The sequence below is a fragment of the Rhodococcus sp. 008 genome, assembly GCF_001682295.1.
Classification (GTDB): Bacteria; Actinomycetota; Actinomycetes; order Mycobacteriales; family Mycobacteriaceae; genus Rhodococcus_F; species Rhodococcus_F qingshengii.
Genome location: NZ_CP012749.1, coordinates 3738236 through 3750559 on the forward strand (window position 1 = coordinate 3738236; position 12324 = coordinate 3750559).

A 12324-nucleotide genomic window follows, 5' to 3' on the forward strand; every position below is an offset into this window, starting at 1 on the left:
GGGTAGCGAAGGGTCAGCGTTTCCAGACGTAACGACGTTCCGGGCGGCCCACCACTCCGTATTTCAGCGAAGTGGTGGACCGCCCGGTTTCGTAGAGGTATTCGAGGTAGCGCCTCGCGCTCGCGCGTGAGATGCCGACCCTCTCGGAAATATCTGTGGCCGAGGCGGGTTCGGTTTCGTCTCGTAGTGCTGCCTCGACCAGCTGAAGGGTCTCAGGACTGAGTCCTTTGGGCAAACCTTTGTGGGACGACGCCCCGGGCGCGCCACCTGCCACACCGAAGGCCTCGTCCACTGCTGTCTGTTCTGCTTCGCCGGAGCTGTCGAGATTCGCATATGTCGATCGGTACCGCTCGAGACGCTCACGGAGAACCTCGAACGTGAAGGGCTTCATCAGGTAATGCACGACGCCGCTGCGCAGCGCTTTCTTGACCGAGCCGGCCTCACGCTCACTAGTGATGACAAGAACATCCAGCTCCGGTGCCAGCTCGCGAAACGGGGCGATCAGATCGAGTCCGGTGGTGCCGGGCAGGTGGACGTCGAGAAGAACCAGGTCGGGTTGCAACTCACCGACTGCGGCCAGTGCGGTCTCGGCCGAATGGGCAACGCCGCACACTTCGAAACCGTCTATCCGTGAGACGAATCCGCTGTGCACCTTCGCCACCATGAAGTCGTCGTCGACCACCAGTACCCGGATCATGCGCCCTCTCCGTCGTGTAGGACTGCGCTGAAGACAGTCCACTCGATGTCCTCTGCCGAACGAGTGCTCACGGTGACGTCGCCGCCCCGCCGACGACACGTCAGGCGCACCAGCGCCAAACCGAAACCGTGTCCGTCACTCGATTGTCCCTTGGTGCTCCAACCCTGGCCGAACACCCTGTCGCGATTCTCCGGCGCGATACCGGGGCCGGCGTCCTCGACCCGCACTTCGACCGCGGTGCCACGGCCCCGAATCGACAACCGAACCTTGCGGCGCGCGGCTTCCGGCATCTCACCGACGGCGTCGACGGCATTGTCGACGAGGTTTCCGACCACTGTCACGAGATCTCGTCCGAGTCTGCGGTCCACCGGTTCCAGATGCGTGTCCGCCGCCAGCTCGACCGTGACCAACCCCTGTGCAGCAGCACCTATCTTGGCGATCACGAGTGCGGCGGTGCCGACGTCGGCGATCTTCTCGGTCACGGTCGCGCTGACCTGCGCGCGCTCCATGGTCAGACCCTCGACGTAGCCGACCACCTCGTCGTATTCGCCGAGCTGGATGAGGCCGGAGATGGTGTGCAGTTGATTGTCGAACTCGTGGATGTGGGCGCGTAGTGCGTCGGTGCTGGTTTTGGTCACGTCGAGTTCTTCTTCCACGGAGCGCAATTCGGTGCGGTCGCGGAAAGTGGTGACCGACCCGATGGTGCGGCCTTTCGATTCGATCAAGACGGTGTTGAGGACGAGCAGGCGATCGCCGACAAGAACCAACTGATCGGATTCGGTTGTGCCGGAGGTCAGTACACTCTGGAGGCGGTCGTCGAGACCGAGGTCCCGCACCGATCTGCCGGCACTGCCGCGTGGGATGTCGAGGAGTTGGTGGGCACTGTCGCTCATCAGCACCACCTTTCCCTGCGCGTCGAATGCGATGACGCCTTCCTTGAGACCGCGCAGCATTGCTTCACGTTGGCGAACCAGGTCCAGGATCTCGCCGGCTTCCATGCCGAGGGTTTGCCGTTTTACCCTGCGGGCCAACAGGATCGACCCGACGCCGCCGAGAAGGGATGCCACCGCGAGGTATACCAGGAGATTCGGTGCAGATTGCAGCAGCCGTGTCCAGATCGAGGGGTACTCGATGCCGACGATCGCGGTTCCGGTAATCGCTCCTTCGCTGCCGAGAATCGGAACGTGCGCCTCCACGGCCTTGCCGGAGGGCGTGTCGACCAAACCCGTCCACGACCGATCCTCCGTCTGACGTGCGTCGATGCCGACATCACCGGGACGCGTCGAAATGACGACACTGCCGTCAGCGTCGGCAAGCGAGACGTAGGTGACGCCCGAGATGGCGCGTACCGAGTCGACCGAACCTTGTAGTCCGGAGCGGAGACGGGTCTGCGCCTGGGGGAGTAGCTCGCGTACTGCCGGATTGGCTGCGAGCGATTCCGCTGCCGAGAGTGCGCGACGTCCCTCCTCGCGTTGGAAACTCGCGGACGACTGCGCGAGGGAGAGGGCGGTGACGCACACGAGAACTGCAACGACGATCAGAAGTTGCAGTTCGAGAAGTTGTGTCGCCAGAGTGTGCCGGCGGCGAACCAGCCGGGCAAACAGGGACGACTTGCTCTCTCGCTCCGCCTGCTCGTTTCCTGAGGACACCAGCCAGACCCTAGCCTTCAGTTCGATGCCGGGAAAGCGGTCGTTCGTGAGCACAATGAGCACAAATCAATTTGCTTTCCCAATGGTGACCCCAGTCACAAAGTGCGTCAGTATGAAACCTGTTCACACATCGGTACCGGCAGACAAGGACGAAGCCATGAGCACATCGAAGCGGCTGAGCAGGCATATCGCCCTGCTCGGTGCCTGCGCGATGACTCTCGTGCTCTCGACCGGATGCACTCCGGTCGAGTCCTTCTTCGCCGGTGGCCGAGCGGGTGAGAGTTCCGAAGAACTGCGCGTACTGGTGCCCTCGGTGGCCGGTGGTGGTTACGACCTGACCGCCCGGACCATGGTGCAGGCACTGGCCGACGAAGGGACCGTCGACGCCGACGTCGTTGTGCTGCCCGGATCGGGCGGCATCGTCGGACTCAACCGGTTGGCTCTCGAAAGCGGGAATCCCGACCTACTCATGGTCATGGGGCTCGGAGTTCTCGGTTCGCTCGAGATACTGCCGTCCGAGCACACACTTGCCGACGTGACACCGATTGCGAGACTCGTCGAAGAACCGGAAGCGCTACTGGTTCCAGCAGATTCACCGTACAAAACTCTCGCCGATCTGACGCAGGCCTGGGTGGCGGATCCGTCGTCGATCTCGATCGGCGGTGGTTCGAGTGAAGGTGGACCGGACGGGTTGTTCCGCCTTCTGTTCGCACGGGCGGTCGGCGTCGATCCGTCGCGCTCCCCGTACCGCATCTACGACGGCGGCGGCGAACTGCTTCCCGCACTGCTCACGAGGCAGGTCGACGTAGCCGCCACCGGTATCGGTGAATACCTCGATCAGATTGCGGCAGGCACGGTTCGGGTCCTTGCGGTCAGTTCGCCGGCCCGTACCCCGGCGGTGGATGCGCCCACGATGGCGGAGTCTGGCGTCGACGTCACGTTCACCAATTGGCGGGGTCTCATGGCGCCGCCGGGCCTGACGGACGATCAGCGTCAGCACTTGCAGAATTTGGTGCGGGATCTGGCGGCAAGCCCGCGCTGGAACGAGCTGTCTCGCCGAAACGGTTGGAACAGTGCAGTTCTCACCGAACCCGAGTTCTCCGCATTCCTCACCGATCAATCCCGGTTCGTCGACGCAACACTCGATCCGCCCGGCATCAACTGAGCACTACCGAAGTTTCGTTTCACCTCCACGAAGGTCACCGGCTCGATTTGCCGTGCCGTTTTTCTCGGCAATTCAGCACTAAAGGAGTTCATCATGCTCGTCACACTCGGCTTTCTCATGGTTGCGGTGTTCATGTTCCTGATCCTCACCAAACGCGCGACCCCGGTGGTGGGACTGACTCTGGTTCCGGTGGCCTTCGGACTACTTGCCGGGGCCGGCCTCGGAATCGGCGACATGATCACCGACGGCATCAAGTCGCTCGCACCCACCGCGGCGCTGTTGTTCTTCGCGATCATCTTCTTCGGAATCATGATCGACGTCGGCCTCTTCGATCCGCTGGTCAAGCTCATCCTGCGGATGGTGCGAGACGATCCGATGAGGCTCGTGGTCGGAACCGCAGTGCTCGCGATGGTGGTCTCGCTGGACGGAGACGGTTCGACGACCTTCATCATCGTGACCTCGGCGCTGCTTCCGCTCTACCTCAAACTCGGTGTCAGTCCCGTCGTTCTGACGGTGATCGCCGGCCTGTCCAACGCGACGATGAACATCATTCCGTGGGGCGGCCCGACCGTCCGGGCCGCGAGCGCGCTGGGACTCTCGCCCTCCGACGTGTTCGTGCCGATGGTGCCGTCGTTGATCGTCGGCCTGATCATGGTGCTCGGATTCGCGATTCACCTCGGGATCATGGAGCGCCGCAGGATCGGGACTTTGGTCCTGACTTCTGAGCGCATCCTCGAAAAGGTCGGAAACGGTGGAAGTTCCAGCACCGGTAGCGCCGGCACCGGCGGCTCGAACGACTCCGAGGACGACGGCGGCGACACCGGACGATTCATCGACGGCCTCGACCCCAAGCGGGACACCTTGCGGCCGAAATTGCTCTGGTTCAACGCTGCGCTGACGACGATCCTTCTCGTCGTACTCGTGATGGACATCCTGCCCATCCCGGTGCTGTTCATGATCGCGTCGTCGATCGCCCTCGCGGTGAACTTCCCGGCGGTCAAGGATCAGGGTGAAGCAATCGCACGCCATTCGTCGAGCATCGTCTCGGTGGTCGCGATGGTGCTGGCAGCAGCGGTGCTGACCGGCGTTTTCCAGGGAACCGGCATGGTCGAGGCGATGGCAGAGTGGCTGCTTCAGGTCATCCCCGACGCGATGGGCCCGCACCTCGCCGTCATCACGGGCGTCCTGAGTATCCCGCTCACGTTCTTCATGACCAACGACGCGTTCTACTTCGGTGTGCTGCCGGTGCTGTCCGAGACTGCAGCGCAGTACGGCATCGAGCCGGTGGAGATGGCGCGCGCCTCGATCACCGGGCAGGCCGTGCACATGCAGAGCCCGCTGGTCCCGGCGATCCTGCTACTGGTCACACTCGCCGGTGTTTCTCTGGCGGATCACCACAAGAAGGTTCTGTGGCGAGCGGGCCTGATCTCGATCACGATGCTCGTGGTCGGCGTCGGATTGGGGCAGATCCCCTTCTGAGCGCGATCAGTTGTGGAAGGGGCACCGGCCTTGGTCGGTGCCCTTCTTCTTTTTTGTCACGAAATTGGGCCGGATGTCGAGATCGGGCTCGTCGTACAGGCGGTGGAACGTCGGCGTGAGCGAGCTGGACATGGGCGGGTTCACCCATGACCAGTCGGTCGGGCACTTGCGCCCGGCCTTGTCCTCACGCGCGATGTGATCGATGAATTGCTTTGCGACAGTGTGATGGTCGACCATGATGACGCCGGCCTTGCGGTAGCTGTGGATAACTGCACGGTTCAGTTCGACCAGTGCGCGGTCCTTCCAGAGCGTGCGGTCGTGGCTCATGTCGAGCTCCATCATCGCTCCGATGGTGGGCAACATGTTGTAGCGATCGGTGTCGCTGAAGTTGCGTGCGCCTACCTCGGTGCTGACGTACCAACCGCTGAACGGCGTGCAGGGATAAACGATTCCGCCGATGTCGAGGTTCATGTCCGAGACCGCAGGGACGGCATGCCATTTAAGCCCCAGATCAGCGAACCAGCTGTATTCGGGGTGCTCGATCTCGACCTCGAGAACCAGGTCGGTCGGGACGTCGAAGTACTGCAGGGGTTCGTCGGGAACCGAAATCAGTACGGGGAGAACGTCGAACGGCGTACCGGCGCCCTTCCACCCCATCGCGGTGACCTGAGCAGTCAGATCGACGTGCCACGGGTCGCCCAGAATGGTGCCGTCAGGCTGCCGGTAGCCGGCGTAGCGGATCAGTTGCGGGCTGAGGATTCGGTACTCCTGACCGTCCTCGCGGGGGAGTGGTCCGACCGTCACGACCGACTGCAGAGCGCCGCCGTTGGTCGACAGTCGCAGGTGCTCCCAGCATGCTTCGGCGAGAGCGGAAGCCGTGACGGCATCGCGCGCGTCGATGAGTTTGAGGGTCCGCCAATGCGCGCGACCGACGCACCTGGCGTGGTTTCGCCACGCGAGTTTGGCGCCGACGAGCAATTCCTCCGCTGTGTGCGTGTAGGTGCCGGTCCGATGGAGTTCACGCAAGGCCTCACGCCGCCGAGACGTCGGGAGGTGGCCCAGTTCCGGAGAGTCGAAAAATTCGACGCACTCGAGTTCCCGACGTTGAAGCTCGGTCAGCGTCGGGGTAGTGGAGGCGATCTGGGACGTAAGCCCGCTATCGGTGGGCAATTCGTCCTGTCGAACAAAATCCACGGCACGACTCCTGTTTGGCTGGTTGAGATTTCGCTGAACGTTAGCTCGGCGATCGAGAGTGTCGAAGCTCTTGTTTATCTTGCACGCAAGAATAAGAAAGGGACGGTCACACCGCGAAATGGGGTCGCATTGTGACACTTGTCCAGAATGATTTACGAGTCAGACATTTGTGACATAAGCTGCAGACGAAATTCCGCGGCGGGTCTTGCCGCGTCTAGTCGGGACGAGGATGAGCGTGGATTCGCAAGCAATCTCTCTGGTCCGGTCGAGCTTCAAATCCGTCGCTGCGGTAGAAGATGGTCCGGAACGGCTCGCCCGTACCTTCTATTCGATCCTGTTCGCTCGATCGCCCGAAACCCGGGAGTTCTTTCCGGCAGCGATGGATGTGCAGCGTGACCGGCTTGTCAGCGCTATCGCTCACGTCGTCGAACGCCTCGACGAGTCCGACGCGATACTCGAGTACCTCGCGCAGCTCGGCCGCGATCACCGTAAGTACGGCGTCACCGACGAGCACTACACGGCAGTCGGCAATGCCCTGATCGAAGCACTCGAGACTTTCGGTGGCGCCGAAATGTGGACAGACGAGGTCGACAGCGCGTGGCGCAACGCGCTCGCGATCATCTCGGCAGCGATGATGGACGCCGCCAACGCGGAAGACGGTCCGCCCGCGTGGAGTGCCACGGTCATCGAATGCCGCCCGGTCATCAAGGGCGTCGCCGTCGTGCGGCTGCAACTCGACCAGACGATGGAGTACCGCGCCGGTCAGTACGTCAGCGTGCAGGTCGCCGCGAGGCCACGGATGTGGCGCTACCTCTCTCCGGCCACGCCGTACGACGGGACCGGAATCCTCGAGTTCCACATCCGCCAGGTCACCGGCGGGTGGGTCAGCCCGGTCATGGTGAACCAGACCGCTGTCGGTGACACCTGGGTGGTTGGTTCGCCCATCGGTGCCTTGGGGATTCCGGAGAACTCCAAGGACCTTCTGATGATCGCGTCGGGAACCGGAGTGGCTCCGCTGCGCGCTCAGATACTCGAGCTGATCCGACGCGGCAACACTCGCAAGGTCCAACTGTTCTACTCCGGACAGCATCCGTGCGATCTCTACGACCTTCCGCATCTGTGGAAGCTGGCCGAGAAGCACCCGTGGCTCACGATCATCCCGGTCTCGGAAGAAGACGAGAATCCGTGGTGGCACACCGAGTCGGAACCGCTGCCGCCGATCGGCATGGCAAGGCGCATCGTCGGCAAGGTCGGAAAGGTCGTGACCTCGTTCGGGGACTGGGCGGGCTACGACATCCAGGTCGTCGGCAGCGAATCCATGGTCAACAGCACCAAATTCAGGCTTCGCGCGGTGGGCATCGACGTCGACACCGTTCGCAATGATCCGACGTACTGACCGTCAGTACGGATCGAACTGAATGACCTCGGCCGGCGTTCCGGCCTCGATCAATCGATCACGCGTCGACCGAACCATGGCCGCCGATCCGCACACCAGGACCTGATGTTCGGTGAATGCACCGTACGACGCGACGACGTCGGCGAGCGTGCCTTCGATGAGATGATCGTCGCCGAATCCGATGTCGACGTTCAACCGGTCGAACCATCCGTCGGGCGGGCCGCCGTCGGAGAGATCTTCGACGACAGGAATGGGCTGCAACCACGGAAACTGGTCGGCGAGCAGCCACAGCATGTCCGCAGCGTAGAGATCACGAAGCGTTCGGCCACCGAAGAAGAGGTACACCTGCGGCGGGTTCGGGGTCTGAGCCAGATCGAGAATGATCGACCGGAGTGGGGCCAAACCGGTTCCGCCCGCGACCATGATGACGGTGGGGCCGTTCTCGTCGACGGACAGGTTGCCGCGCGGGTCGAGGATCTGCCAGACGTCACCAGGCTGGGTGTCCTTGACTATCGAACCGCTGACCCAACCACCGGGAACCGTCTTGACGTGAAACTCCAACTTCCCGTCGTGTGAGGGAGGCAGTGCGGGGGAGAGTCGACGGAGCAACCGCGAATTCTGCGGGACGCTGACGTCGACGTACTGGCCCGGTCGGAACGGGACGACGTCGCCGACAAGACGAACAACCGCCAGATCCTCACGGAGACGGTGATGTTCGACGACTGTGCTCGACCAGGTTCGCTGGGCCATGAAAGTTCTCCTGTAGTCAGTAGAGCGGGTCGTGCCGGATCTGGTCGAGCGGAGTTCCGCCGGCACGCAAGGCGTAGACGGTTGTCTTGATCATCGACGGTGACCCCGAGATCTGCACCTGACGGTCGGCCCACGAACCGAACTGCGCGACCACTTTTCCGATCGGTCCGATCAGCCGGCTGTGCATTCCGAACGGTGGTTCGAGCACCGGTCCGTTGTGCCACCAAGGGTTTTCGGGTTCTTCGGAAACCGGTACGACGGTCAACCACGGGTTGCTGAGCGAGATGTGCCAGAGGGTTTCGAGGTCGTACAGATCGCAGGGATAGCGGCCGCCGACGAACAGGTGCACGCGCGGGTTGTGCGCGCGTTGAGACATTTCCATCACCTGTGCCCGCAGTGGAGCGATACCGGTGCCGGACCCGATCATGAGAACGTCACGGTCGCTGGTGAAGTCGACCTCGAGACCGCCGAGGGGAGTGGACATGACCCAGCGGTCACCGACGTTGGTTTCGCTGACGATCGCGGGGCTGACCCATCCTCCCGACACCTTGCGGATGTGGAACTCGAGCTGACCGAAAGGGTTGGTCGGAATCGCCGGTGAGTAGTACCGCCACATTTTCGGGCGCTGGGGAATCTGAACACCTACGTATTGCCCCGCCCCGTACGGAATGGGTGGGTCGGCTTCGAGGCGAACAATCGCCAGATCGTCGAGGACTCGTTCGTGACTGACCACGGTTGCGCCCCAGAGCGCCGGGGTCGTATCGGATTCGGCGCCGTCGGCCATCGTGCCGACGACGAGGTCGGTGAACTGAGACCAGGCCTCGTCCAGATCCGGCGTCCACTTGTAGCGGCTGTGCGCGCTCGTGCCGTACATCGACCGAACCGCACGCTTCAGAGCGACGCCGGCGGCCTCGTAGTGCTCACGCTCGACGCCGTAGCGACGGTGGTCGCGGCCGAGTTGGGTGAGGAACTTCCGGATTCGGCGATGCTGGGGCAGATTCTTCACGACGAACTCGATGGCTCTGAAGAAACGGTGGCCCTGCGATTCCATCCCGGCGGGGAACAATGAGCGGTACAGAGGATGTTCCGCAAAGAGGCCGGTGTAGAACACTGCCGAGAAGTGCGCACGGCTCTCTTCGTCGTCGGTCAGAGAATCGAGGCTGGATTGCAGACGGGCGATCACTGTCGGATCCAATCCATCCCCCTTTCGCACCAGCTGCAACTCTCGCCACAATTCTAGTACGGCTGAAAATGTGACCTACGAAACCAACTCGGCCTGGCGAAAACAAACTTGAGCGGAATAGACTCAAGTTTGTCCGCGTTGAGCATATTGACACAGTCGCAATACCAACCGGTCGCGGCTCTTCCCGTTCGACTTCGCCAGAAAGGTGACAAGTGGACTCGTTCACACCAACAACCAAGACCCAGGCTGCGATGACGGCTGCACTGCAGTCGGCGTCGTCGGCGGGTAACCCCGATATCCGGCCTGCCCATCTGCTGGTCGCATTGCTCGACCAGACCGACGGCATCGCTGCCCCACTACTCAAAGCTGTAGGCGTCGACCCCACGGTCGTACACCGTGAAGCACAGGCAATCGTCGATCGCCTACCCAAGACAACCGGCGCAAGCTCCACCCCGCAACTCGGGCGTGAGGCACTCGCGGCACTCACTGCTGCTCAGCACCTCGCCACCGAGATGGACGACGAATACGTCTCCACCGAGCACGTCCTCTACGGACTGGCCGGCGGCGACTCCGACGTCGCACAGTTGCTCGTACGGCACGGCGCCACCCAGGACGCATTGCGTGAAGCCTTCACCACCGTCCGCGGTAGCGCTCGCGTCACCAGCCCGGAGCCCGAAGGCACCTACCAAGCGCTGGAAAAGTACTCCACCGACCTCACCGAAGCTGCACGTAGCGGCAAGCTCGACCCGGTGATCGGTCGCGACACCGAGATTCGCCGTGTCGTGCAGGTGCTCTCGCGTCGTACCAAGAACAACCCGGTACTCATCGGTGAGCCCGGCGTCGGCAAGACCGCGATCGTGGAGGGCCTTGCCCAACGCATCGTCGCGGGTGACGTCCCGGAATCGCTGCGAGGCAAGACCGTCGTGTCCCTGGATCTCGGGTCCATGGTCGCCGGTGCCAAGTTCCGCGGTGAATTCGAAGAACGCCTCAAGGCTGTCCTCGACGACATCAAGAACAGTGCCGGACAGGTCATCACCTTCATCGACGAGTTGCACACCATCGTCGGCGCCGGAGCCACCGGTGAATCCGCGATGGACGCAGGCAACATGATCAAGCCGATGCTCGCCCGTGGTGAGCTGCGGCTGGTCGGTGCGACCACACTCGAGGAGTACCGCAAGTACATCGAGAAGGACGCAGCACTCGAGCGTCGTTTCCAGCAGGTGCTCGTCGGTGAGCCCTCGGTCGAGGACACCATCGGTATCCTGCGCGGCCTCAAGGAGCGCTACGAGGTGCACCACGGCGTGCGCATCACCGACTCCGCGTTGGTGGCGGCTGCCGCGCTGTCGGACCGCTACATCACGTCGCGGTTCCTGCCGGACAAGGCCATCGACCTCGTGGACGAAGCCGCATCGCGACTTCGTATGGAGATCGACTCGCGTCCCGTCGAGATCGACGAGGTGGAACGCACGGTTCGCCGACTCGAAATCGAAGAAGTGGCACTCGAGAAGGAAACCGACGACGCGTCCAAGGCTCGGCTCGAGAAGCTGCGTCAGGAACTCGCGGACGACCGCGAAAAGCTCAATCAGCTCAGCACCCGCTGGCAGAACGAAAAGCAGGCCATCGACTCGGTGCGCGTGCTGAAGGAACAGCTCGAAACCCTGCGAGGAGAGTCCGAACGCGCTGAGCGTGACGGCGATCTGGGCAAGGCAGCCGAGTTGCGCTACGGCCGTATCCCGGCGCTCGAGAAGGAACTGGAAGAGGCAGCAGCCGCTTCCGGAGCTGCCTCCGACGGTGACGTGATGCTCAAGGAAGAGGTCGGGCCCGACGACGTCGCAGACGTGGTCGCAGCCTGGACCGGAATCCCCGCCGGCCGGATGATGGAAGGCGAAACCGAGAAGCTACTCCGCATGGAGTCCGAACTCGGCAAGCGCGTCGTCGGCCAGACCGACGCCGTCGTCGCCGTCTCGGATGCGGTTCGCCGCGCCCGAGCAGGTGTCGCCGACCCCAATCGGCCCACCGGTTCGTTCCTGTTCCTCGGCCCGACCGGCGTCGGCAAGACGGAGCTCGCCAAAGCCTTGGCGGACTTTCTCTTCGACGACGAGCGCGCGATGATCCGCATCGACATGAGCGAATACGGTGAGAAGCACTCGGTGGCCCGACTCGTCGGTGCTCCTCCGGGATACGTCGGCTACGAAGCCGGTGGCCAGCTCACCGAAGCAGTTCGGCGACGCCCGTACTCGGTGGTCCTCTTCGACGAGGTCGAGAAGGCACACCCCGACGTGTTCGACGTCTTGCTCGCAGTGCTCGACGAAGGCCGACTGACCGACGGTCAAGGCCGCACGGTGGACTTCCGCAACACCATCCTGATCCTGACCTCCAACCTGGGATCCGGTGGCACGCGGGAGCAGGTCATGGATGCGGTACGCCACGCGTTCAAGCCGGAGTTCATCAACCGTCTCGACGACGTGGTCATCTTCGACTCGCTCTCCGAGGAGCAGTTGGAGCACATCGTGGACATCCAACTGGAGCAGTTGCAGAAGCGTCTGGCTGCGCGTCGTCTCACCCTCGAGGTGAACGGTGCGGCTCGGATGTGGCTCGCAGTGCGCGGCTACGACCCGCTGTACGGCGCTCGGCCATTGCGTCGACTCGTTCAGCAGTCGATCGGCGACCAGCTCGCCAAGCTGCTCCTGGCCGGCAAGGTCCAGGACGGCGACACCGTGCACGTCGGTGTCAGCGAGGACGCGGATCAGTTGGTTCTCTCCTGATTCGGTAAGCGGAATGCCCCGTCGATCCACTTGGATCGGCGGGGCA

At 62.9% G+C, this 12324-nt stretch carries 9 protein-coding genes; 4 read left to right on the forward strand and 5 right to left on the reverse strand.

The features are described from left to right. Positions 1 to 13: 13 nt before the first annotated feature. Positions 14 to 697 (reverse strand): response regulator, encoded by a 684-nt coding sequence (locus AOT96_RS17405; protein WP_042452198.1) that lies wholly within the window; start codon positions 695 to 697, stop codon positions 14 to 16. Further along, positions 694 to 2346: a sensor histidine kinase gene (locus AOT96_RS17410; RefSeq protein ID WP_231917224.1), complete on the reverse strand. Its 1653-nt coding sequence runs from the start codon at positions 2344 to 2346 to the stop codon at positions 694 to 696. Before AOT96_RS17410 ends, AOT96_RS17405 begins: the two co-directional genes overlap by 4 nt. A gap of 112 nt (positions 2347 to 2458) precedes the next feature. On the opposite strand from AOT96_RS17410, the gene AOT96_RS17415 reads away from it, so the two are divergent. Both AOT96_RS17415 and AOT96_RS17420 read left to right on the forward strand, forming a co-directional pair. Then, positions 2459 to 3511, forward strand: a complete 1053-nt coding sequence (locus AOT96_RS17415) for a Bug family tripartite tricarboxylate transporter substrate binding protein (RefSeq protein WP_058038573.1) — start codon at positions 2459 to 2461, stop codon at positions 3509 to 3511. A gap of 93 nt (positions 3512 to 3604) precedes the next feature. Then, entirely contained in the window at positions 3605 to 4990 is a 1386-nt protein-coding gene (locus AOT96_RS17420; protein WP_003944372.1) for a CitMHS family transporter, read from the forward strand. 6 nt (positions 4991 to 4996) lie between these two features. Here AOT96_RS17420 and AOT96_RS17425 read toward each other — a convergent pair whose 3' ends face one another. Next, positions 4997 to 6184, reverse strand: coding sequence for a nitric oxide synthase oxygenase (locus AOT96_RS17425; protein WP_042924169.1), 1188 nt, complete (start codon positions 6182 to 6184; stop codon positions 4997 to 4999). A gap of 235 nt (positions 6185 to 6419) precedes the next feature. Between AOT96_RS17425 and AOT96_RS17430 the strand changes: the two genes are divergently transcribed. Then, a complete protein-coding gene (locus AOT96_RS17430) occupies positions 6420 to 7580 on the forward strand; it encodes a globin domain-containing protein (RefSeq protein ID WP_063315133.1) in 1161 nt (386 codons plus the stop codon). Positions 7581 to 7583: 3 nt separating this feature from the next. Here AOT96_RS17430 and AOT96_RS17435 read toward each other — a convergent pair whose 3' ends face one another. After that, a complete protein-coding gene (locus AOT96_RS17435) occupies positions 7584 to 8330 on the reverse strand; it encodes an FAD-binding oxidoreductase (protein WP_003944435.1) in 747 nt (248 codons plus the stop codon). Between the two features lie 16 nt (positions 8331 to 8346). Further along, the gene (locus AOT96_RS17440) at positions 8347 to 9543 is read right to left on the reverse strand and encodes an FAD-binding oxidoreductase (protein WP_042453449.1); all 1197 of its coding nucleotides are present in this window, start codon (positions 9541 to 9543) and stop codon (positions 8347 to 8349) included. Positions 9544 to 9725: 182 nt separating this feature from the next. Between AOT96_RS17440 and clpB the strand changes: the two genes are divergently transcribed. Continuing rightward, on the forward strand, positions 9726 to 12278 hold the full coding sequence (gene clpB / locus AOT96_RS17445; protein WP_007726750.1) for an ATP-dependent chaperone ClpB: 2553 nt from the start codon (positions 9726 to 9728) through the stop codon (positions 12276 to 12278). The last annotated feature ends 46 nt before the right edge of the window (positions 12279 to 12324 follow it).